Source organism: Nocardioides sp. (assembly GCF_030150155.1).
Classification (GTDB): domain Bacteria; phylum Actinomycetota; class Actinomycetes; order Propionibacteriales; family Nocardioidaceae; genus Nocardioides.
Window position 1 is genome coordinate 37,495 of record NZ_JASLGR010000061.1, and the last position, 21,366, is coordinate 58,860.

At 71.7% G+C, this 21,366-nt stretch carries 19 protein-coding genes; 14 read left to right on the forward strand and 5 right to left on the reverse strand.

The features are described from left to right. Positions 1-58: 58 nt before the first annotated feature. Both Q1V88_RS18890 and Q1V88_RS18895 read right to left on the reverse strand, forming a co-directional pair. The gene (locus tag Q1V88_RS18890) at positions 59-2,017 is read right to left on the reverse strand and encodes a M13-type metalloendopeptidase (protein ID WP_300683393.1); all 1,959 of its coding nucleotides are present in this window, start codon (positions 2,015-2,017) and stop codon (positions 59-61) included. A 37-nt stretch (positions 2,018-2,054) separates the two neighbouring features. Then, the gene (locus tag Q1V88_RS18895) at positions 2,055-3,305 is read right to left on the reverse strand and encodes a M15 family metallopeptidase (protein WP_300683395.1); all 1,251 of its coding nucleotides are present in this window, start codon (positions 3,303-3,305) and stop codon (positions 2,055-2,057) included. Between the two features lie 224 nt (positions 3,306-3,529). On the opposite strand from Q1V88_RS18895, the gene Q1V88_RS18900 reads away from it, so the two are divergent. Beyond that, positions 3,530-4,291, forward strand: a complete 762-nt coding sequence (locus tag Q1V88_RS18900; RefSeq protein ID WP_300683399.1) for an NTP transferase domain-containing protein — start codon at positions 3,530-3,532, stop codon at positions 4,289-4,291. 123 nt (positions 4,292-4,414) lie between these two features. On the opposite strand, the gene Q1V88_RS18905 is transcribed toward Q1V88_RS18900, so the two are convergent. After that, positions 4,415-4,843: a CBS domain-containing protein gene (locus tag Q1V88_RS18905; protein ID WP_300683400.1), complete on the reverse strand. Its 429-nt coding sequence runs from the start codon at positions 4,841-4,843 to the stop codon at positions 4,415-4,417. A gap of 178 nt (positions 4,844-5,021) precedes the next feature. Between Q1V88_RS18905 and ppgK the strand changes: the two genes are divergently transcribed. Together ppgK and Q1V88_RS18915 are read left to right on the forward strand one after the other, a co-directional pair. Then, the gene (ppgK, locus tag Q1V88_RS18910; RefSeq protein WP_300683403.1) at positions 5,022-5,768 is read left to right on the forward strand and encodes a polyphosphate--glucose phosphotransferase; all 747 of its coding nucleotides are present in this window, start codon (positions 5,022-5,024) and stop codon (positions 5,766-5,768) included. Beyond that, on the forward strand, positions 5,765-7,534 hold the full coding sequence (locus Q1V88_RS18915) for a phosphatidylglycerol lysyltransferase domain-containing protein (RefSeq protein ID WP_300683405.1): 1,770 nt from the start codon (positions 5,765-5,767) through the stop codon (positions 7,532-7,534). Before ppgK ends, Q1V88_RS18915 begins: the two co-directional genes overlap by 4 nt. Before the next feature lie 94 nt (positions 7,535-7,628). On the opposite strand, the gene Q1V88_RS18920 is transcribed toward Q1V88_RS18915, so the two are convergent. After that, the gene (locus Q1V88_RS18920) at positions 7,629-8,951 is read right to left on the reverse strand and encodes an FAD-binding oxidoreductase (protein WP_300683408.1); all 1,323 of its coding nucleotides are present in this window, start codon (positions 8,949-8,951) and stop codon (positions 7,629-7,631) included. Between the two features lie 111 nt (positions 8,952-9,062). On the opposite strand from Q1V88_RS18920, the gene Q1V88_RS18925 reads away from it, so the two are divergent. Next, a complete protein-coding gene (locus Q1V88_RS18925) occupies positions 9,063-9,473 on the forward strand; it encodes a nuclear transport factor 2 family protein (RefSeq protein WP_300683411.1) in 411 nt (136 codons plus the stop codon). 14 nt (positions 9,474-9,487) lie between these two features. Here Q1V88_RS18925 and ilvA read toward each other — a convergent pair whose 3' ends face one another. Continuing rightward, entirely contained in the window at positions 9,488-10,732 is a 1,245-nt protein-coding gene (gene ilvA, locus Q1V88_RS18930) for a threonine ammonia-lyase IlvA (RefSeq protein ID WP_300683414.1), read from the reverse strand. Between the two features lie 168 nt (positions 10,733-10,900). Between ilvA and Q1V88_RS18935 the strand changes: the two genes are divergently transcribed. The 10 genes from Q1V88_RS18935 to Q1V88_RS18980 all read left to right on the forward strand — a co-directional run bounded on the left by Q1V88_RS18935 (position 10,901) and on the right by Q1V88_RS18980 (position 21,337). Beyond that, a complete protein-coding gene (locus tag Q1V88_RS18935) occupies positions 10,901-11,662 on the forward strand; it encodes an ABC transporter ATP-binding protein (RefSeq protein WP_300683417.1) in 762 nt (253 codons plus the stop codon). Then, complete coding sequence (locus tag Q1V88_RS18940) at positions 11,659-12,483, forward strand: ABC transporter permease subunit (RefSeq protein ID WP_300683420.1); 825 nt, start codon at positions 11,659-11,661, stop codon at positions 12,481-12,483. The genes Q1V88_RS18935 and Q1V88_RS18940 overlap by 4 nt, the downstream gene beginning before the upstream one ends. A 104-nt stretch (positions 12,484-12,587) precedes the next feature. Then, positions 12,588-13,820, forward strand: a complete 1,233-nt coding sequence (locus tag Q1V88_RS18945) for an ABC transporter substrate-binding protein (RefSeq protein WP_300683422.1) — start codon at positions 12,588-12,590, stop codon at positions 13,818-13,820. Between the two features lie 8 nt (positions 13,821-13,828). Continuing rightward, complete coding sequence (locus Q1V88_RS18950; protein WP_300683425.1) at positions 13,829-14,917, forward strand: hypothetical protein; 1,089 nt, start codon at positions 13,829-13,831, stop codon at positions 14,915-14,917. Continuing rightward, positions 14,914-16,344, forward strand: a complete 1,431-nt coding sequence (locus Q1V88_RS18955; protein WP_300683428.1) for an aldehyde dehydrogenase family protein — start codon at positions 14,914-14,916, stop codon at positions 16,342-16,344. Before Q1V88_RS18950 ends, Q1V88_RS18955 begins: the two co-directional genes overlap by 4 nt. 12 nt (positions 16,345-16,356) lie before the next feature. Then, positions 16,357-17,796 carry an amidohydrolase family protein gene (locus Q1V88_RS18960; RefSeq protein ID WP_300683431.1) on the forward strand — a complete coding sequence of 480 codons (1,440 nt, stop codon included), beginning with the start codon at positions 16,357-16,359 and terminating at the stop codon, positions 17,794-17,796. Continuing rightward, positions 17,793-19,508 carry an NAD(P)/FAD-dependent oxidoreductase gene (locus Q1V88_RS18965; RefSeq protein ID WP_300683434.1) on the forward strand — a complete coding sequence of 572 codons (1,716 nt, stop codon included), beginning with the start codon at positions 17,793-17,795 and terminating at the stop codon, positions 19,506-19,508. The genes Q1V88_RS18960 and Q1V88_RS18965 overlap by 4 nt, the downstream gene beginning before the upstream one ends. After that, positions 19,505-20,536: a methyltransferase dimerization domain-containing protein gene (locus Q1V88_RS18970; RefSeq protein WP_300683437.1), complete on the forward strand. Its 1,032-nt coding sequence runs from the start codon at positions 19,505-19,507 to the stop codon at positions 20,534-20,536. Before Q1V88_RS18965 ends, Q1V88_RS18970 begins: the two co-directional genes overlap by 4 nt. Positions 20,537-20,710: 174 nt before the next feature. Continuing rightward, positions 20,711-20,941 carry a hypothetical protein gene (locus tag Q1V88_RS18975; RefSeq protein ID WP_300683440.1) on the forward strand — a complete coding sequence of 77 codons (231 nt, stop codon included), beginning with the start codon at positions 20,711-20,713 and terminating at the stop codon, positions 20,939-20,941. A gap of 3 nt (positions 20,942-20,944) precedes the next feature. Further along, entirely contained in the window at positions 20,945-21,337 is a 393-nt protein-coding gene (locus tag Q1V88_RS18980; RefSeq protein WP_300683443.1) for a type II toxin-antitoxin system VapC family toxin, read from the forward strand. Positions 21,338-21,366 lie beyond the last annotated feature (29 nt).

Here is a 21,366-nt window from a genome sequence, read left to right on the forward strand (position 1 = left end):
GGTCAGCGGCGTTAGTTTCCCCAAGTTCACGCACGACCGCACGTGAGTTTCCCCAAGTTCACCAGATTCGGACGCGGTCCTCCGGCTCCAGCCACAGCCCGTCGCCCGGCACCGTGCCGTAGACCTCGTGGAACTCGTCGAGGTTGCGCACGATGTTGGCGCGGAACTCCGGCGGGGAGTGCGGGTCGACGGTCAGGTACTGCTGCTCCTGCTCGGTGCGGCGCTTGGTCCGCCAGCAGTAGGCCCAGTTCTGGAACAGCCGCCGACGCTCCTCCACGGTCGCCTCGGGGCGGGCGATCAGGAACGCGGTGTGGGCGATCGTCAGGCCACCCAGGTCGCCGACGTTCTCCCCGACCGTGAGCGCGCCGTTGACGTGCTCGCCGGGCAGGTTGCGCGGCTCGAAGCCGTCGTACTGCGCGATCAGCGCCTTCGTCTTGGTCTCGAAGGCGGCCTTGTCCGCCGGCGTCCACCAGTCGTTGAGGTTGCCGGCGCCGTCGAACTGCGCACCCTGGTCGTCGAAGCCGTGGCCGATCTCGTGACCGATCACCGCCCCGATCCCGCCGTAGTTCTCCTCCAGCAGCGCGTCGGGGGCGAAGAACGGCGCCTGCAGGATGCCGGCCGGGAAGCAGATCTCGTTGGTGCCGGGGTTGTAGTACGCGTTGACCGTCTGCGGCAGCATGAACCACTCATCCCGGTCGACCGGCTTGCCGATCTTGCCCAGCTGGCGGTCGGTCTCGAACGCCGAGGTGGCGAAGACGTTGGTCAGCAGCTCGTCGCGGCTGATGGCCAGCTCGGAGTAGTCGCGGAACTTCTCCGGGTAGCCGATCTTGGGCCGGAAGGTGTCGAACTTGGCGTACGCCTTCTCCTTGGTCTCCTCCGTCATCCAGTCGAGCTTTGCGATCGAGACGCGGTACGCGGCGAGCAGGTTGGCGACCAGCTCGTCCATCATCTGCTTGGACGCCGGCGGGAAGTGACGGGCGACGTACTCCTTGCCGACCGCCTCGCCGAGCGCACCCTCGACCATCGAGACGCCGCGCTTCCACCGCGCCCGCAGCTCAGGCGTCCCCGAGAGCGTGCGACCGTAGAAGTCGAAGTTCGCCTCGACGAAGTCGTCGGTGAGGTACGGCGCCGCCAGCCGGAGCACGTGCGAGGTGAGCCACGTCTTCCAGTCGGCCACGGGCACCTCGCCCAGCACCGTCTCCAGGTGGGTGAAGAAGCTCGGCTGCCGGACCGTCGTCTCGGCGAGCAGCTCGGCGGCCGTGGTCTTGGCGGCCGACAGGTTGCGGACGTAGATCTCCCAGTCGAAGGACGGGGTCAGCTGCTGGATCTCGGCGAACGTGAGCAGGTTGTAGGTCTTCTGCACGTCGCGGGTCTCGGCGCGCTCCCAGTGCCCCGCGGCCAGCCGGGTGTCGATCTCGAGGATCTTCTGCGCCAGAGCGGTGGCAGCCTCACCCTGCGCGACGGCGGCGAGATCGAGGAGACGCGCCAGGTAGGCGACGTACTTCTCCCGGATCTCGGCGAACTTCTCGTCGGTGTAGTAGCTCTCGTCGGGCAGGCCGAGGCCGCCCTGGAGCAGGTTGACCACGTAGCGGTCGGAGTTGCGGTCGTCGTTGTCGATGTAGGAGCCGAACAGCCCCCGGCCACCGAACCGCTCGAACTCGCCGAGGAAGGCGGCCAGCTCGCGGGAGTCGCTGATCCCGGCGACCCCGGCCAGCAACGGCTCGATCGGGCCGAGACCGGCGGCCTCGATGGCGTCGGTGTCCATGAAGGAGGCGAACAGGTCGCCGATCTTCTGCGCGTCGGAACCGGGCTCGGCCTCCTGGGCGGCGAGGTCGGTGATGATCTCCTTCACCTGGACCTCGGCACCGTCGGCCAGCTGGACGAACGGTCCCCAGCTGGAGCGGTCCGAGGGGATCTCCTCGGTGCGCAGCCAGGTGCCGTTGACGTGACCGAAGAGGTCATCGACCGGGCGGATCGAGTCGTCCATGCCCGAGCGGGCGTCGTCGAGAATGCTCACCCTCCGAAGCGTAGTGGGCGAGCCTCAGACTCTCGGCTCAGCCGGGGTGGACGACCCGGTTCATCTCGAAGTGCATCGGGTCGGTGTAGTGCCAGTCGCCGCCCCAGGTGAAGCCCCAGCGCTTGAACACCGCGACCACCGACCGGTCGATCTGTCCGGCGGTACCGCGCTGGTTCCCGGGCACGTTGACGTCGAGCGCCAGTCCGAAGGCGTGGTTCGACAACGCCTGGGTGCCGGCGATGAAGCGGGGGTTGTAGCAGCCGCCGTACTGGCTCTTGACCAGCTTCGAGGCCAGCCCCTGGGCGACGATGTCGGCCAGAGCCGCCTTGAGTTGGGGGAAGAGTGCCTTGTTGCAGGTGACCGCGCCGAGGATCGGCACGTTCTCGGTGACGATGTGGCTCTTCACCCAGGCCGCGTCGGGAGTGACGGTGCCGCCCGCACCGACGCGATAGGTGTAACGGCCCACCGCCTGGGCGACCGACCCGACCACGACGGCGGTCTGGACGGCATCGATGTCGAGGCCGTACGTCGCCACCGCATCGAGCCGCTGCACCGAGGCGTCCTTGCCCAGGATCGTCTGGAGCGGCTTGACCACCCGGTCCGGGGCGGTCGAGGTGGTGGTGATCAGGAGGGCGTTGCCCTGCACCATGTCGAGACTGGTGCCCCACTTCGTGTTGACCACGGCGTCGACAGCGCCGGTGATCTGCGGCGCCCACGCGCCGACGTGCAGGTCGGGGGCATCGTCCTCGGAGCCGAGCGTGATGTCGCCACTGTCATTGAGCTTGACGGTCTTGGACAGCGAATCGTCCAGCGCGATCTCGCCGCCGGCGATGCGCTCCCACAGCGTCTGGTTGTCGGCCGAGGAGGCGGGGGTGAAGTTGCGGTACGTCGACGGGTCGACCGCCATCACGCGCAGCAACCGGTCCTCGACCGAGATGTTGGCCAGGGAGGTCTGGGCTACGCCACTGACGCCCTTGACCGCCTTGATCTTGGCGACGGTGGCAGCGTCGAGGGAGTCGGGTGAGACCACCAGAATGTCGGCGGGGACGAGCGCTCCGCTCCGCGGGCCGGGTGCAGTGACGGCATGCTCGGGGTCGGCGATGACGACGCTGCTGGAGGCGGTCGGGCTGGTCGAGGAGCTGGCCGAGCCGGTTGCGGACGTGCTCGCCGAGGAGGTGCCGTCAGCGTTCGGCTTCGACTCCGAGCCGCAACCCGTCAGGGTCGTGCTCAGCACGACACCGATCAGGACCCCGATCCCGACCGTGACACGCGAACGCCGCCTGTGCATCGCCACCTCCCCCGGCCAAGGAGGGTAACGCACGGGTGTGCGGGCCTCGGTGGCTCGTATCAGGAGTTTTGGGATGGTGGGCGTGCTCGGGGTGCGTGCCTCGCAAGGCGGAGGACCGAAGGCGGGCCGGAGGCCCGTCGAGTGTTCGACAACGCAGCCAGGTGCGTGCCCCGAGTGCGCGAACCGACCAACAACTTCTGACACGAGCCACCTAGGCTCGACCGGTGAGCATCGACGGACCCCGCACCGCCACCGCCGGGCCGCCGCCGTTCGACGCGATCGTCCTGGCCGGCGGACGCGGTTCGCGACTCGGCGGCGTGGACAAGGGCGCCCTGCTGTACGACGGCCTCACCCTGCTCGACCGGGCGCTGCGCGCCGTAGCCGCTGCGGGGCGGGTCGTCGTGGTCGGCGGGCCGGTGCCGTCACCGGAGGTGCGGGCGAGGTTCGCTGCGGTCGGTGGGACCGACGTCATGCACGTCGTCGAGGAGCCTGCCGGGTCGGGGCCCGCGGCCGGGGTGGCCGCAGGGGTGATGGCCCTGGAACGCGCTGAGGCGGGGGAAAGCCGGATCTCGACGGTGGCGAACCCGGATCTCGGCGGTGGCGAACCCGGAACTCGGCTGGTGGCGGTGCTGGCCTGCGACGTGCCCGAGGTCGAGTCAGCCTTCGCACTGCTGCGGGCCGCCGGCGGACCGGCGATCGGGGTCGATGCCGACGGGCGACGGCAGTATCTGCTCGCGCTCTACCCGGCGGCGGCGCTCAGGGCCCGGGTCAGGGGGCTCTCTGAGGTCGGTCGCTCGGCAGCGGAGGCCGAGGGTGCGGCTGGGGAGGCAGGGGAGGCCGGGGCCGGTGGGGAGGAGCGGCCGGAGAGTGTGGTCGGCATGAGCATGCGGCGCCTGGTCGACGCGCTCCCGCTGGTCGAGGTACTCGTCGACGCCGCCGACGTGGACACCCCTGCTGAGGCGGCCCGCTTCGGCATCACCCCCTAGCCGACTTCCGGGTTCACCACCGCCGAGATCCGGGTTCACCACCGCCCAGATCCGGGTTCACCACCGCCCAGATCCGGGTTCACCACCGCCCAGATCCGGGTTCACCACCGCCCAGATCCGGGTTCAGCCCAGTTCCCGCTCGGCTCGCCGCGCTGCCACATCGGCGTCGCTGCAGAAGTCTCGACCGTGCCGCTTCAGACAGAGCAGACCGAGCAGGCTGCCGTCCGCCCCGACGACGGCACGGCGGCGCTGGCCCGCGGCGAGCATGGACCGGCGTACGGCCGAAAGTCTGTCGTCGGGCAGCACCAGCCGTTCCGGCGCCAGGCTGGACCACGGCAACGCGGGTCCTGGCTCGGCGTCGGCGAGATCGGGTCGCGTCAGGGTGCCGAGCAACCGGCCATGCTCCGTGATCAGCAGCATGTGGAGCTTCGGGTTCTCGAAGGCAGCCAACGCCTCCGCGACCGTCAGGCTTGGCCCGAAGGTGGACGAGACGGTCAGTAGCCCGTCACGCACCGACCGTACGTCGGTCATGGCATCGCGCTCTGTCACCATGTCGCACCTCCTCCACCCCATCGTGCCCCGTTCACGACTCCGACGCACGTGGCGAACCCGGAACTCGACGGTGGCAAACCCGGAACTCGACCGTGGCGAACCCGGAACTCGAGCGTGATGAACCCGGAAGTCGGCGACGGTCAGGTTTCTGGCAGCCGGCGGCGTTAGGTTGGGCACCATGAGCACAGCCATCGGGATCGACTTCGGCGGTACCGGGATCAAAGGGGCGCCGGTCGACCTGACCGCGGGCGTCTTCGCCGCGGACCGGGTCCGGATCAAGACGCCTGACAAGTCGACGCCGAAGGCCGTCGCCGACATCGTCGCCGACCTGGTGACGCAGTTCCCCGATCACGACGGACCGGTCGGGATCACGGTGCCGGGCGTCGTGCGCCACGGCGTGGTCCACTCCGCGGCGAACATCGACAAGTCCTGGATCGGCACCGACGCCGACACCCTCTTCACCCAGCGCCTCGGCGGCCGCCCGGTGCATGTGGTCAACGACGCCGACGCGGCCGGTCTGGCCGAGGTGCACTACGGCGCGGCGAAGGGTCATGGCGGGCTGGTCATCGTCACCACGCTCGGCACCGGGATCGGCTCCGCGCTGGTGTACGACGGCACCCTGCTGCCCAACACCGAGCTCGGCCACCTGGAGATCGACGGCCACGAGGCCGAGTCGCGGGCCTCCAACCGGGCGCGCGAGGACAAGGACCTCTCCTGGGAGGAGTGGGCCAAGCGGCTCACGCGCTACTACCGGACGCTCGAGGCGCTCTTCTCCCCCGACCTGTTCCTGGTCGGCGGCGGCGTCTCCAAGGACTTCGACAGCTTCGGTCATCTGATCGACGTCGACACCGAGATCATCCCCGCGACGCTGCGCAACAAGGCCGGCGTGATCGGGGCGGCACTGGTCGCGACCCAGGTCCGATGAAGGGCTTCTGGGCGGGGTTGAAGTCCCCGCTGTGGGTCGGCCGGATCGTCTTCGTCGTCGGTCTGCTGACGCTGACCGGTGCCTACGTGCCCGGCATCGCCAGCCGCACCCACCTGATCAACCAGGTCGTCCCCGACGTCTTCCCCGAGGCCGCGACCACCGGGTCGGCGGCGATCGGCCTGCTCCTGATGCTGCTGGCCGCCGCGTTGCGCCGCGGCAAGTACCGCGCCTGGCTGGTCGCCCTGATCCTCACCTTCCTCGCGGCCGCCCTGCACCTGCTGCACGGCCTGCGGATCGAGCCCGCCGTGCTCAACCTCGCCATCGCGGCGCTCCTGATCGCGTCCCGGCCGCAGTTCACCGCCCGCCCGGACCAGCGCTCCACGGGCCGCTTCCTGCGCGTCATCATCTTCGGGCCACTGATGGCCACGGCCCTGGGCTGGCTCTGGCTCACCGTCGATGGCGACTCCGTCGACGGTACGACGTTCTGGGACCGGATCTGGCAGTCGGCCCTCGGTCTGATCGGCATCCCCGGTCCGATCACGTTCACCTCGTCCGGGGCGGCGCACGGCTCCGCGGTCGCGCTCGCGGTGCTCGGCGGGGTGGTGCTGATCCTCGCCCTGGTGGTCGCGATGCAGCCCTCGGACGGACCCCACCCGTTGACCGCGGGTGAGCACGTCCTGGTCCGTCGCTTCCTGGACTCGTGGGGCTCGGTCGACTCCCTGGCCTACTTCGCCACCCGTGACGACCGCTCCATCATCACCAGCCCGAGCGGTGCCTCGGCGGTCTCCTACCGGGTGATCGGCAACGTCTCGTTCGCTGCCGGTGACCCGCTCGGTGACCCGAACGACTGGGACAACGCGGTGACGGCCTGGCTCGACGAGGCCCGCGCCTACGGGTGGACCCCGGCGAACCTGGGCTGCTCCGAGCGTGCCGCCGCGGTCTACCACCGGGCCGGCCTGATGGTCCTGGAGATCGGCGACGAGGCAGTCGTGCACGCCAGCGAGTTCACCCTCGAGGGCCGGACGATGCGCGGCGTACGCCAGGCGATCTCCCGCACCCGCCGGGCCGGGATCAGCGCGACCGCGCACCGGATCACCGACCTGCCGCCGGAGACCCTGGAGCTGGTCCGCGACAAGGCGATCGAGTGGCGCGACGGGCCGATCGAGCGCGGCTTCTCGATGGCGCTGGGCCGGTTCGGCCAACAGCGCGACAACGGCGGTGCCGTGGTGATCGCCCGCGACGCCGACGGCGAGCCGATCGGGCTGCTCTCCTTCGCGCCGTGGGGCAAGGACGCGCTCTCGCTGGACCTGATGCGTCGCCGTGCCGACGCCGAGAACGGCGTCACCGAGCTGATGGTGGCGACCGTGATGGAGTCGGCCGAGGCGCTCGGGATCACGAAGATCTCCCTCAACTTCGCGGCCTTCCGGTCGGTCTTCGCCCGCGGTGAGCGGCTCGGTGCCGGACCGGTGCTGCGGCTGTGGCGCGCGATCCTGCTGTGGGCCTCGCGCTACTTCCAGATCGAGTCCCTCTACCGGGCCAACGCGAAGTTCAGGCCCGAATGGGTGCCGCGGTTCCTGGTCTACGCCACGGCCGGTGACCTGCCCCGGGTCGGCACCGCAGCGCTGCGCGCCGAGGCTCTGGTGGTCGCTCCGGCCTGGTACCGCCGGCTCACCGGGCGCGACGGCCGCAACAACGCCGTGGACCAGATCCCGTCGATCGTGGTCGCCTCGGACATCCCGCACGACGCCAGCGAGCTGAACGCCTGACGCGACGTCGACGCCCCCGCCCGAGCAAGGGCGGGGGCGTCGGCGTCATGGCCGACCTCAGGTCGTCAGCGTCAGGTCCTCAGCGCGTCGCCGCCTAGCCGAAGAGCGCCATCCCCGCCGGCGCGGCCGGGAGCTTCCCCGGGTTCAACAGCCCCAGCGGATCGGTCTTCTCCGCCGTCGCGATCGCGACCTCCTCGCGCCGGTCGAGCACCCAGGAGTGCGGCGCGTGCGCCATCACCCCGAGCTCCTTGAGCCGGGCGACTCCGGCGTCGATGGCGGCCTCGGACTCGAACAGGCCACCGACCATCCCGATCGGGAGCGCCTCACCGTCGTGCCGGTGGGCGTCCATGTGCATGATCGTGCCGGGGAAGACCTCCAGCACCTCCTCGAGCCGGTCGACCAGCGCGCGTCCGGCGGTCTCGACGTGGAAGTAGTGGTCCCCGTCGGCCCGGATCAGGTGCCACAGCGGGTGGTTGTAGGACAGCAGCGAGATCGCCGCGATCGCGCCCAGCCCCGTCTGCTCGGCCAGCACCTCGCCCCCGGCCGCGGCGACCAGCTCCCGGACCTGGGCGACCTGGGCCGCGCTCACCACCGCCCTGAAGCTGCACTCCCCCTCACGCACGACGGCGCTGGCGGGGAACGTGCGGTGGACGCTGGCCATGTCGGTCGAGGCGATCCGCGGAGCGGGCTCGTAGACGGCTACCTCCAGGAGCGCCTGCTGGGCGGCGGGGAACGCGGGGATCGAGGCCCAGACCGAGACCCAGTCGACCAGCGGCTCCAGGGCGACCGTGGCCGCGACGATCACGCCGGTGGTGCCGTAGGTGTGCAGGAACGGCACGCAGTCGGCCCCCTCGATCCGGTGGATCGTGGCGCTCCCGTCGGCCAGCACCACGTCGAGGGAGAGCACGAAGCCGTCCTCGATCCAGCCGCGCGCGAGCGACCCGGTGCCACCCGACCCGCCGGCCAGGAAGCCACCCAGGGTGGACTGCACGGTCGAGGGGTACATCCACAACTGCTGCTGGGCGCTCCAGGCCCGCTTCTCCAGGTCGAGCATCCGGGCGCCCGCCTCGGCGGTCAGGGCGCCGTCGGTCACCGACAGCACGGCCCGGGCGCGGCTGGTGTCGATCACCAGGCCGGCCTCCAGCGGGATCGCCTGACCGTAGTTCCCGGTGCCCCGCCCCCGCACCGTCACCGGCACTCCACGACGTACGGCGGCAGCGACCGTCTCGGCGACCTGGAACCGGTCCGCGGGGTAGGCGACCAGGTCGGCCGGCGTATGCGGGATCCGGGTGCGCAGCACCGGGGACATCGTCGCCTCGTCGACCGAGGCCCGCTGCCGGGCGTCGAGGTCGGTGGAGACCCCGCCCTCCCCGAGCAGGTCGATCAGGTCGGCCACCAGGCCGGAAACGTCGCTCATGGCCCCATCGTGGGGCGGCCATGTTTCGGGTCGCGGCGCCTGCGGGTAACGCCGCGGCGTTACATCCTCGGGGACAGCCGGGACAGCCCGACCCGCTCTAGGGTGTGCGCCATGCCGGCCCTGCCCCGTGACGCCTCAGCCGAGATCGCCCCGCTCCTGGAGGCCTGGTTCCCCGCCGTCGGGCGCCGTGACCGGGCCTGGTTCGAGGCGGTGTTCGCCCCCGATCTCCAGGTCCGCAACGTGCCCCTGGCCCAGCAGCGCGGGCGGGAGGCGATGATCGACCTGGAGCTCTCCGTGCCGCCGCTGGGCTTCACCACGCTGGGCATCACCGCGACGGCGTACGACGACCCGACCGGCTCCACGCCGTCGATCGCGCTGTCCACCTGGAGCGTGCTGGTCTGGCGCCTCGACGACCGCGCAGGCACCGAGCACCACGGCCTCTTCACCGCCTCCTGGCGTCGCACCGCCACCGGGCAGTGGCAGGTGTTCGACCTGGTCAGGGCGGGGAACCTCCCCGCCTGAGACCGGGCCGCGGCTCAGCGCAAGAAGGTGAAGAGCTCGGAGTCGTTGTCGATCTTCTCGATCAGCAGGTGGCTGGCCGCCATCCGCTCCAGCAGCCCGGCCAGCCCCTCGGGGTGGTCCAGGTCGATGCCGACCAGCGCCGGACCGGTCTCCCGGTTGGAGCGCTTGATGTAGTCGAAGACGACGATGTCCTCACCGTCGGACAGGACGTTGTCGAGGAAGCCGCGCAGCGCGCCCGGCTCCTGCGGGAACGAGACCAGGAAGTAGTGCCGCAGACCCTGGTAGACCACCGCACGCTCGACCACGTCGGGGTAGCGGGAGACGTCGTTGTTGCCGCCGGAGATGATCACGCCGACCCGGCCGGTGAGCCCCTTGATCTGGCCGAGCGCGGCCGCGGCCAGCGCGCCGGCAGGCTCGGCGATGATCCCCTCGGTCTGGTAGAGGTCGAGCATCTCGACGCAGATCGCGCCGACCGGGACCTCGACGACCTCGTCGACGAGCTCCTTGGCGATCGCGTACGGCGTGGCGCCGATGGTCGCCACCGAGGCGCCGTCGACGAACGTGTCCAGGTGCTCCAGGGTGACCGGGCCACCCGAGCGCAGCGCAGCCTTCATCGAGGCCGCCCCGACGGGCTCGGCGCCGATGATCCGGCACTCGGGCCAGACCGACTTCACCCAGGTGGCGACGCCACCCATGAAGCCACCGCCGCCGATCGGGACGATCAGGGCGTCGAGCGGGCCGCCGGCGTCGGTGAGGGCCTGGTCGGTCAGCTCCACGCCGACGGTGCCCTGGCCGGCGACGGTGCGCTCGTCGTCGAAGGCGTGCACGAAGGTGGCGTCGGTGTCGCGGGCATAGGCCTGGGCGGCGGCCGCTGACTCGTCGTACGTCGACCCCACCAGAGTCAGGGTGACGGCGTCGCCCCCCAGGGCCAGGATCCGGTCCCGCTTCTGCCGCGGCGTGCTGGTCGGGACGAAGATGTGCCCCTTCGCACCGAGCCGAGCGCACGAGATCGCGACTCCCTGGGCGTGGTTGCCGGCCGAGGCGCAGACCACGCCGCGGGCGAGCTCCTCGGGGGTGAGCAGGCTCATCAGGTTGTAGGCGCCGCGGACCTTGTAGGAGCGGGCCAGCTGCTGGTCCTCACGCTTGAGGTAGACCTCGGCGCCGATCTTCTCGCTCAGCCTCGCTGACTTCTCCAGGGGCGTACGACGGGCGATCGTGCGCTCAGCGGCTGCGGCGATGAGGTCGGGCGTGACAGTCACCCCGCCAGTCTCTCACCTGCCGATTCGGCTCCGCATCGGAGTTCTTCCGGCGTCCCGCTTGTCCCCTTGTCCCGACCGATGTAACAGCACCGAGAAGATCGCAGGGAGGCCGTAAAGGCGCGGTAAACCCCCGCTGAAGTCGGCGTTTTCGCGCCTACTGTCGCCGCCATGGCTGAGCACCTCCCCGGGTCGTCGTACCCCACTCGCCCCTTGGTCGCCTTCGACCGGGTCGGGCGCACCTTCGGTGCCGTGGAGGCTCTGTCCCCCTGTGACCTGAGCGTGGACCGGGGCGAGTTCGTCTCCATCATCGGCCCCTCCGGCTGCGGGAAGTCGACCCTGCTCCGGCTGGCCTCGGGCCTGGACAAGCCGACCACCGGCACGGTCCGGTACGCCACCGACTCGATCGGCTACGTCTTCCAGGACGCGACCCTGATGCCGTGGCGCTCGGTGCGGCGCAACGCCGAGCTGCTCGGCCGCCTCGCCGGGATGAGCAGAAGCACCGTCGCCGCGGCGGCCGCCGACGCTCTCGCCGTGGTCGGGCTCACCGACTTCGCCGACCACCTGCCCCACCAGCTCTCCGGCGGGATGCGGATGCGCACCTCGATCGCGCGCTCGCTGGTGATGAACCCCGAGGTGTTCCTCTTCGACGAGCCGTTCGGCGCCCTCGACGAGATCACCCGGGGTCGGCTCAACCTGGTCCTGCTGGGCCTGTTCCGGGAGCGGCGCTTCGCCGGCCTGATGGTGACCCACTCCGTCGAGGAGGCCGTCTTCCTCTCCACCCGGGTGGTCGTGATGAGTGCCCGACCCGGCCGGATCGTGGCCGAGTTCGAGGTGCCGTTCGGCCTCGATCGCTCCCTGGACCTGCGCTACACCCCCGACTTCGCCGAGCTCGCCGGCCGCGTGGCCGCCGCCCTGGAGGCCGTCTCATGACCATCCCGTCCGTCGCCGCCGTACGCCGGGCCCTGGGCCGTGCCGCCCTGACCGTGCTGCCCGCCGCCGCAGTCCTCGGTGCCGTGATCGGGCTGTGGTACTACGTCTCCCTCGGCGTCCTCACCGAGCGCAAGCGGTTCCTGCTGCCGCCGCCGCACGAGGTCTTCACCGACGGCTTCTTCGACCCGAAGGTCCGTGCGGACATCCTCAGCGCCTTCTGGATGACCACGAAGGAGGCCATGATCGGGCTGCTGGTCGCCGTCGTCATCGCGACGGTGCTAGCACTGCTGATGGCGCAAGCGAAGTGGGTGGAGCGCTCGCTCTACCCGTGGCTGATCGTGATCCAGACCATCCCGACGCTGGCGATGATCCCGATGATCGGCTTCTGGTTCGGCTACTCGCTCACGCCCCGGGTGCTGATCTGCGTGATCATCGCCCTCTTCCCCCTCGTGATCAACCCGCTCCAGGGGATGCTCGGCGTCGATCGTGGGCTGCACGACCTGCTCTCCCTGGCCGGAGCCAACCGGGTCACCCGGCTGCTCACCCTGCAGTTGCCCGCAGCGATGCCCGACTTCTTCGTCGGGCTGCGCCAGGCGGCGGGCCTGTCGGTGGTGGGCGCCACCGTCGGTGACTACTTCTTCGGCAAGGGCGACATCGGCCTCGGCCTCCTGATCAGCAAGTACACCGCCCGGGTCGAGGCGGCTCCGATGCTCGCCGTCGCCTTCGCCGCCTGCTTCCTCGGGATCGTCGTCTTCATGATCTTCGGCGCCTTGGGACGCCGAGTGATGGGCCGCTGGTCGCCCGCCTGGGGCGCGTACTGACGCCTCGACGACCAGCCCCGTGAGTCCCGCCAGCACCGCCGCCAGCACCGCCACCGACACCGCCGTCAGTCCAGCAGTTCCACCCCTGTGGGAAGGATCCTCCGTTGAGCTCTCGTACGACCACGTCCGCATCGCACCCCACCCCGGCCACCACCGTGCGGCGCGTCGCAGCCCTCGCGACCGCCGCGATCCTGGTGGGGAGCACCCTCGCCGCCTGCGGCTCGAGCAGCGACTCCGCTGGCTCCTCCTCCGCCACGGCTGGCGCCTCGGGCGGTGCCTCGGCCACCGCCGCTAGCGCCGGGTCCCTGGCCGGGGTCTGCCCCGCCACCGTCGTCCTCCAGGCCGACTGGGAGCCCGAGGCCGAGCACGCCGCGTTCTACGCCCTGCTGGGCAAGGACTACGACATCGACACCACGAACATGCGCACCACCGGTGAGCTGATGGACGGCGACACCGACACCGGGGTCAAGGTCCAGATCCGGATCGGCGGCGCCTCGGTCGGCTACCAGGACCCGACCGCGCTGATGTACGCCGACGACGACATCCTGCTCGGCTTCGGCCGGATCGGCGACACCATCGCCACCGACGCCAAGACCCCGGTGGTCGGCGTGATGGCCTCGATGGCGAAGAGCCCGTACGCGATCTACTGGGACCCCGCGACGTACCCGAACGTGAAGACCATCGCCGACCTCAAGTCCGCCGGCGCCACCGTGCTGACCCAGGGCGAGGGTCAGTCGGCCACGTGGGCGGCGTACTTCGCCGGCTCCGGCATCCTGGACGCGAAGCAGTACGACGACTCGGCCGACAACAAGCCGGCGACCTTCATCGCCGCCGGCGGGAAGGACGCCGAGGTCGGCTTCATCACCGCCGAGCCGTACATGTACGAGAAGCTGGTCAAGGCCTGGGGCAAGCCGGTCGTGGGCCAGACGATGGGCGACGCCGGCTACCCGGAGTACTTCCAGGCGATCGTGGCGCGCAAGGACGACGTCACCGCCCGGAAGGACTGCCTGGCCAAGCTGATCCCGGTGATGCAGCGCGCGCTGGCCGGCTACATCACCGACCCGGCGGCGACGAACGCCACGATCGTGAAGATCGTCGAGACCTACGACGACTCCTGGCAGTACGACGCCGGCTCGGCGACCTACGCCCACGACACCGCGGTCAAGCTCGGCATCCTCGGCCCGAGCAGCGACGGCGTGCTCGGGAAGTTCGAGTCGGCCAACGTGCAGAAGCTGATCGACATCGCCCGGACGTACCGCTCCGACGTCACGGTCCCCGCCGACCTGACCCCCGACAGCCTGGTCACCAACCAGTTCCTCGACCCCTCCATCAAGTAAGGCCCAGCGTGACCCTGATCGACATCGCGGACCTCGCCGACGGCCTCGGGGACCTGCTCCCCGAGGCCCGTCTGGCGGCCTCCCGCCGCAAGATCCATGCCCCGTTCGAGCTCGACGAGACGATGCGGTTCTACTCCCCGCAGACCAACCTCGCCGCCCTCACCCACCCACGGGTGGCGCAGTGGCTCGACTTCGTCACCGGCACCTGGACGCCCTCGCCCGTGGACCGCACGCACGCCCGGATCGGGCTGCTGATGCCGTGCTGCAAGCACAAGCCCTACGTCACCTCCCGCGAGCACCGGGCGATCAACGCCGCGCTGCTGGCCGACGGGTGGCGCCCAGTGCGTGGCTTCGACGGGCCCACGGACCTGCTCGACGTGCTGGCCCCCGGCCAGAGCGCCGACCTGCTCTCGGTCGCACCGCTGGTGCGCGACGGCGTCGTGCTGGACCGGTTCGTGCTCAGCGAGCCGCTGGCCCTGGTGCCCTACGAGCACTCGCTCTACCTCCCCGCGGCGCTCGGCGGCGGACCCTCACCCGCCGTCTCGTACGACGATCCCGGCCTGTTCGAGGCCCGCGGCACGTCGGTCTCCCCGGAGCGCTCGGACTTCACCGCGACCCGGCGCGCCGACGGCTCCTGGGCCTGGGGACCGGCCGAGCGTGACGCCTACGTGCGGATCCACAACGCGATGTCGGGGGCACTCGCCGTCGCCTTGACCCGCCTCGGGCCGGCGTACGACGCCTTCTGCGGGTGGGTGTCGATGGGGCTCACCCATCGCAGCTTCCTGGCCTCGGCCGACCAGCGCCGCGCCGAGGGGCTGCCCAGCTCCAAGGTCGGGCTGAACGGTCCGATGGCCCTGATCGGGCTGCTCGACGAGGTGCCCGGCGCGGTCGAGGTGCTGCCGACCGGCGCCTGGACCACGGCCGCCAAGGCGGACCTGGCGGCGCGGCTGGGACGGGAGGGGCGCTCGACCGCGGCCCGCTCCGTCAACGCCGTCTTCGCCCGCGGGGACGGCCACGACACCCCGCTGGGGCTGCCCGAGCTGACCTCACGGCTGGCCGCGCACCTCGGTGGGATCGCCGATCGGCTGGGCCGATGAGCGTGCGTGCGATCAGCGTCATCACCGCCCCCGGCTCCGGCGAGCCGCTGGGCAGCATCGAGGCGCACAGCCTCGACGACGTCCCCACCCTGGTCGCCGCCGCCCGCGCTGCTGCCGGTGACTGGCGCGCCGCCGCCCCGTGGCAGCGCGCCACGCTGCTCGCCGACGCCGCCGACGAGCTCGACACCCGGGTGCACGACCTCGCCACCCTGCACGCCCGGGAGTCGGGCAAGATCCTGCCGCAGGCCCTGCACGAGATCCGCGGCGCGATCGGGCTGCTGCGGCGCAACGCCGAGCTCGGCCGGACCGCGACCGCCGAGGTGGCACCGACCGGATCCCTCCCCGGTGGCGAGCGGGATCTAACCTTGGTCGAGCGCGTCCCGCTCGGTGTCGTGGTGGCCGTGATCCCCTTCAACTTCCCGGTCGAGCTGACCCTGGAGAAGGCCGCCGCGGCGATCGCGGTGGGCAACACCGCCATCGTGAAGCTGCCCCCGCAGAACCCGCTCACCACCGCAGCCGTGCTCGACGTCCTCGAACGTCACCTCCCGACCGGTGTGCTGACCCACCTGCACGCCGACACCGAGACCTCGGCGGCGCTGTGCGCTGCGGGCGGGGTCGACGCCGTCTCCCTGACCGGCTCGGTCGGGGCCGGGATCGCCGTGGCCCGCGCCACCGCTCCGGTGCTGCGTCGGCTGCACCTCGAGCTCGGTGGCAACGGTGCGGCGATCGTGCGCCCCGACGCCGACCTCGACCACGTCGTGAGTGAGACCCTGCGCGGACGGCTGCTGATGAACGGCCAGGCCTGCGCGGCCACCAAGCGGGTGATCGCCCACCGCTCGATCGCCGCCGAGCTGACCGAACGCCTCGTCGCCGCACTCGCCGCCGTCGAGCCCACGGACCCGCTGGCCGAGGGCGCCCGGCTCGGCCCCCTGATCGACGCCGGTGCCGCGGCCCGGGTGGAGTCCCAGGTCCAGGCCGCGATCGGGGCCGGTGCCCGCCGGGCGCTCGGCGTACCACCCGACGGAGCCTGGTTCGCGCCGACGGTGCTGGCCGACGTCCCGCACCACGCAGCGGTGCTGCACGACGACGAGATCTTCGGGCCGGTCCTCCCGGTGACGGTGGTGGACTCCGACGCCGAGGCACTGTCCCTGGCCAACGCCACCTCGTTGCGGCTGACCGCCGCCGTCTTCAGCGCCGACCTCACCCGGGCCCTGGCGATGGCCGCCGACCTGGACTTCGGCGGCGTCGTGGTCAACGGCACCAACAACTACCGTCCCCCGATCGTGCCGTTCGGCGGGGTGGACCTGGCCGGAGCGGGCCGGGAGGGTCTCGGCTGGACCCTCGACGAGCTGACCCGCACCCGGTTCATCGCGTTGCGCGGAGTGCGGCCGGCTGGCGTGACGCCCATCGTCCAGCCACTCGGCTGAGAAGGAGCAGTGATGAGCGCTGCGGAGTTCCTGGTGCGTGGACGCTACGTCCTCACCATGGCAGGCCTACCGGTACCGGGGGAACGTGATCGCACCCCCGGCGTGCACCTCGACGGCGTCCTGGCCGAGGGTGCGGTCCATGTCCGCGACGGCGAGATCGTCGCGGTGGCGACGTACGACGGACTGCGGGCGGCCCACCCCGGCCTGCCGGTCCACGGCGATGGGCAGGGCGTCGTGCTGCCCGGCCTGATCTCCACCCACACCCACCTCTCCGAGGCGCTGGCCACCGGGATGGGCTCGGAGCTCTCGCTCTTCGAGTGGGGCGAGCAGATCGTCGGGCCGCTCGGTGACGCCCTGAACGCCGAGATCGCCGCCGAGGGCACCGCGATGCGGGCCGTGGAGATGCTGACCAGCGGGATCACCACCGTCAACGACATGTTCTGTCACGGTGCCCTCGGGTCGCGGGCGTCGGTCGGCGTGGTCGACGGCCTGACCCGGGCGGGGATGCGAGGCGTGGTGTCGTTCGGGGCCGAGGACCTGCCGCTGGTCGAGGCCGGGGCGTCCCAGCTCGCGGTGATCGACGACGTGATGGCCGAACAGGCAGCCCTGCGCGACGCAGCGGCGGCGAACCCGCTGCTGACCTACCGGTACGGCGTCGGCACCCTGCTCGGCCAGTCCGACGCACTCCTGGCCGCGGGGGTGGAGTGGTGCCGCAGCGGCGGCCACGGCGTACACACCCATCTGGCCGAGGTGCGCGAGGAGCTCACCGCTGCCACCCACCGGTGGGGGCACCGCACCGTGGAGCACGCCCGCCGGATCGGTCTCTTCGAGCGGCCGCTGATCGCCGGTCACGGGGTCTGGCTCAACGCCTCCGAGATCGCGATGCTCGCCCGTGAGGACGTGGCGATCGCGCACAACCCGGTTGCGAACATGATCCTGGCCTCCGGGGTCTGCCCGGTGCCGGCCCTGCGCGGCGCCGGGATCGCGGTCGGGATCGGCACCGACGGCGCCGCCTCCAACGACTCCCAGGACATGCTCCAGGCGATCAAGACGGCCGCCCTGCTGCAGAAGGTGCACACCCTGGACGCCCAGGTGATCGACGCCCTGGACGTGCTCACGATGGCGACGATCGACGGGGCCCGCGCCCTCGGGCTCGACCACCTGGTCGGGTCCCTGGAGCCGGGCAAGCGCGCCGACCTGGTGCTGCTGCAGGACACCGTCGACGTCGCGGTGCTGCACGACCCGATCAGCCAGCTGGTCTACGGCGCCTCCCCGCGCTCGGTGCGCGACGTCTGGGTCGACGGCCACCAGGTGGTCGCCGACCACACCTGCACCTCCATCGACGAGCGGGCGCAGATCGCCCGCTGCCGGCCGCTGATGGCCGACGTCGCCCGCCGTTCCGGCCTGATCCAGGCCGGCCATTCGATCCTGACCGAGCGAGGAGCACGATGAGCAGCACCACCCCCGCGAAGGGCTCCGCCCTCGTCATCGGCGCCGGCCACAACGGCCTGGTCGCCGCGCTGCGCCTGGCCCGGGCCGGCTGGGCCGTCACCGTGCTGGAGCAGGGCTCCGAGCCGGGCGGCTGTGTCTGGACCCAGACCCACTCCTCCGGGGTGCTGGTCGAGCGCGGTGCCTGGGAGCACGGCGGGATCTACCCGATGACGCAGGAGCTGGGCCTCGACATCGACTACCGCGAGCACCCGGTCGCCGCCGGCTTCCACTTCGGCGACGGCACCCAGCGCTGCTTCTGGGCCGACCTGGAGGCCACCGTGCCGCAGCTGGGCGCCGACGCACCGGCGTACCGCCGTCTGGTGGCGCTGGCCGACACCCTCTTCGGGATGCTCGGCACGTTCGAGACGCCGCCGACCCTGACCCAGGTGGCGGCGGCGATGGCGGCGGTCCCCGGCGGCGACGACCTGTTCCGACTGATGATCCAGTCCGCGGAGACGGTGATCGACGCGACCTTGACCGACCCCTACACGCGGGCCGCGCTGGCACTGCAGGCTTCCCACGCCCAGGTCCCGGCCTGGTCGCCGGGCACCGGGCTGTTCGCCTTCATGATGCCGTTGGCCCACGGCGGCACCTCGGTCCGTCCGGTCGGCGGCTCGGCCGCCCTGACCCGGGCTCTGGTCGCTGCTCTGGAGGCCGCCGGCGGCCGGGTGCTCACCGGTGCCGAGGTGGTCGGGCTCGCCTCGACCGCCACGGTGCCGCCCGCCCCGGGGCTGCCCGCCGCGGGCGGAGCCGGAGCCTCCGCCGGCCGGGCGTCGACCAAGAAGGGCGCGTACGGCGGCTCGGTGTCGTCCGGGACCGGCGCGGTGATGGGCACGAGCGGCCCGTCGTGGACCGGTGGCGGCGAGGTGCGACTGGCCGACGGCCGGGTGCTGGCCGCCGATGCGGTGATCTCGACGATCGGGGTGCCCCGCACCCTGGGGGTGCTGGCCGACGAGGCACCCACGCTGCGGGAGGCCGGGGCGAGTCTGCACAGCGGTCAGTTCAACGTCGCGGAGCTGACCGTCACGATCGTGCACGCCGCTCCGGTCGCGCTGCCGTGGCAGGACACGGACTCGATCTGGTACGCGGCTGCCGCGCCCGACGACGTACGCCAGAACTTCGCCGAGGTGATCGCCGGTCAGGTGCCGTCCTCCCCGTGGTCGATGGTCGGCACGGTGGCACAGCCCGAGGGTGTCAGCGGCGGCGCGACCTGGCTGTCGGGGATCGTTCCCCTGGTGCCGGCCGACGGCCCGTGGACCGCCGAGCGCGAGCGCGAGGTCGGGGAATGGCTGATCGACCACGTCTCGTCCGTGATCGGGGTGGACCTGCGCGCCGGCCTGGTCGATGTGATCGTCTCGGGCCCGTTGACCTGGGCCCGCCGGATCGGGGGCGACGGCTCCCCCAACCACCTCGACAACACCCTCGACCAGCTGCTCGGCTGGCGCACCCCCGGCCACGCCGACCAGCGCACCGAGCTGCCGTGGCTCTTCCTGGCCGGGGCCGGGCAGAACCCCGGCGGAGGTCTCACCGGTGCCTCCGGCACGGCCGCCGCGGCGGCCGTGACCACCCCGGTCGGTGCCTCCGGCCGGTGGACGCAGCGGCTCGGTGCCGAGGCACGCGGCCTGCGACAAGGACTCAAGGCCTACGTGGCGATGCGAAAGGGACTCCAGTGACCGACCCGACCCCCGACCTCGGCGTCTACGCCGTGATCGACCTGATGACCGGCTACCAGCAGGCGGCGCTGCTCACCGCGGCCGCGCGGGTGGGCGTCTTCGACGCACTCCTGGCCGGGCCGCTGAGTGCGGCCGAGGTCACCGCGACCCTGGGGACCGATCCGGCGACCACGCTGGCGCTGCTCGACTCCCTGGCCGGACTCGGGCTGCTGGGGGCCGACGGCGCGGCGTCCGAGCGGCGCTACGCCACCACCCCGTCGGCGACCCGTCTGGCCAGCGGCGGGGACCTCCGCCTGGTCGCGGAGAAGGAGGCCTTCTTCGCCGGGGTGTGGCAGTCCTTGGAGACGACGGTCCGGACCGGGGAACGCCAGATCGCCTCGTGGCGCTCCCGCCTGGCCGGCGATCCCGCGCAGAGCCTGAACTTCCTCCGGGCGCTGGTGGTGCTGGGCCGCGAGACCGGCCCCGACCTGACCCGGCTCCCGGGGATCCGGACCGGCGCCAGGGTGGCCGATCTGGGCGGCGGTCTGGGTGCCTACGCGGTGCCGCTGGCGAGCGCCGGGGCCGACGTCACCCTGGTCGACCTGCCCCAGGTCTGCGCCTGGGCCGAGGCCGAGCTCGCCGACCTCGACGCCGCGGTGCGGGACCGGATCACCCTGGCGCCGGTGGATCTGGCTGAGGCCGGGGCGGCGGAGGTGCTGGGCGAGGACGGGTTCGACGTCGTCCTGCTCTCCCACCTGATGCACGAGGGCGACGATGCCGAGGCCGCTGCCCTGCTGGAGGTGGCCACGGCGATCGTGAGGCCCGGTGGCACCGTGGTCGTCTTCGAGCTGCCCGGCGATCCGGCTCCGGGGGTGGGCACGATGGCCGCCTTCGGCCCGATGTTCGACCTGATGATGCGGATCGAGACCGGCTCTCGGGCGCGGCGCTTCGCCGAGTTCGAGGCGCTGCTCGCCGGGGCTGGCCTGGTCGACGTACGTCGGCTGGAGTTCGCTCTTCCCGCCGGTGTCGTCGCAGGCACCCGCCCCTGAGCCGCCCCGGACTCCCCCCTCCACGAAGTTATCCACAGATCGGAGAAACCCCCTAGCGCCGGCTCCTCCGAGCAGGGACGGTGGACCCCACTCACCCACCTCTCTGGAAGGACTCCCATGACCGCCGCAGCAGCATTTCCACCAGTAGCGCTAAATCAGCGCTATCCTAGGGCTATGGCCACCATTCAGATCCGCAACGTCGATGACGCGACCTACACCGTTCTGCGCCGCCGCGCGGAGAAGTCCGGGCGCTCCCTTCAGGAATACCTGCGGCTCAGGCTCGCGGAGCTGGCGCGGCCGACCTTCGACGAGGTCGTCGGCGCCGCTCGCGCGGGCCAGACCTTCGACGACGCTCCGACGACGGAGCAGATCGTCCAGGTCATCCGCGAGGGCCGGGACGACTGAGCGATGCTGGTCGTCGACGCCTCCGCCATCGTCGATCTCCTCGTCGGCCGACAGCAGGTCAGCGACCTGCTGCGCAGCCACCTGGCCGACGCCGTCGCCCTCTGCCCGGAGTTGATGGACGTGGAGGTCACGCAGGCGCTCCGGCGCCTCCATCGCAGCGGCCACCTCAGCCGCGAGGGAGCCGAGCGCGCCCTGGGACAGCTCGGCCGACTGCCGGTCGAGCGGATCCCCCACCACGCCCTGCTGCCTCGGGTGTGGGAGCTGCGCGACACCCTCTCGGCCTACGACGCGACCTACGTCGCCCTCGCCGAGACGGCCGGGGCGGCCCTGCTCACCGGCGACCAGCGGCTGAGCGAGGCACCGGGTCTGCGGTGCACGGTGGAGCTGGTCGCCTGACCTTCAGGCGACTCCGTCAGCGGTCAGGA

Coding starts and splice junctions, on each gene's coding strand:
- Q1V88_RS18895 (WP_300683395.1), bottom strand. CDS start 3,305: ATGCACAGGCGGCGTTCGCGTGTCACGGTCGGGATCGGGGTCCTGATC.
- Q1V88_RS18905 (WP_300683400.1), bottom strand. CDS start 4,843: ATGGTGACAGAGCGCGATGCCATGACCGACGTACGGTCGGTGCGTGAC.
- ppgK (WP_300683403.1), top strand. CDS start 5,022: ATGAGCACAGCCATCGGGATCGACTTCGGCGGTACCGGGATCAAAGGG.
- Q1V88_RS18915 (WP_300683405.1), top strand. CDS start 5,765: ATGAAGGGCTTCTGGGCGGGGTTGAAGTCCCCGCTGTGGGTCGGCCGG.
- Q1V88_RS18920 (WP_300683408.1), bottom strand. CDS start 8,951: ATGAGCGACGTTTCCGGCCTGGTGGCCGACCTGATCGACCTGCTCGGG.
- Q1V88_RS18925 (WP_300683411.1), top strand. CDS start 9,063: ATGCCGGCCCTGCCCCGTGACGCCTCAGCCGAGATCGCCCCGCTCCTG.
- Q1V88_RS18935 (WP_300683417.1), top strand. CDS start 10,901: ATGGCTGAGCACCTCCCCGGGTCGTCGTACCCCACTCGCCCCTTGGTC.
- Q1V88_RS18940 (WP_300683420.1), top strand. CDS start 11,659: ATGACCATCCCGTCCGTCGCCGCCGTACGCCGGGCCCTGGGCCGTGCC.
- Q1V88_RS18955 (WP_300683428.1), top strand. CDS start 14,914: ATGAGCGTGCGTGCGATCAGCGTCATCACCGCCCCCGGCTCCGGCGAG.
- Q1V88_RS18960 (WP_300683431.1), top strand. CDS start 16,357: ATGAGCGCTGCGGAGTTCCTGGTGCGTGGACGCTACGTCCTCACCATG.
- Q1V88_RS18965 (WP_300683434.1), top strand. CDS start 17,793: ATGAGCAGCACCACCCCCGCGAAGGGCTCCGCCCTCGTCATCGGCGCC.
- Q1V88_RS18975 (WP_300683440.1), top strand. CDS start 20,711: ATGGCCACCATTCAGATCCGCAACGTCGATGACGCGACCTACACCGTT.
- Q1V88_RS18980 (WP_300683443.1), top strand. CDS start 20,945: ATGCTGGTCGTCGACGCCTCCGCCATCGTCGATCTCCTCGTCGGCCGA.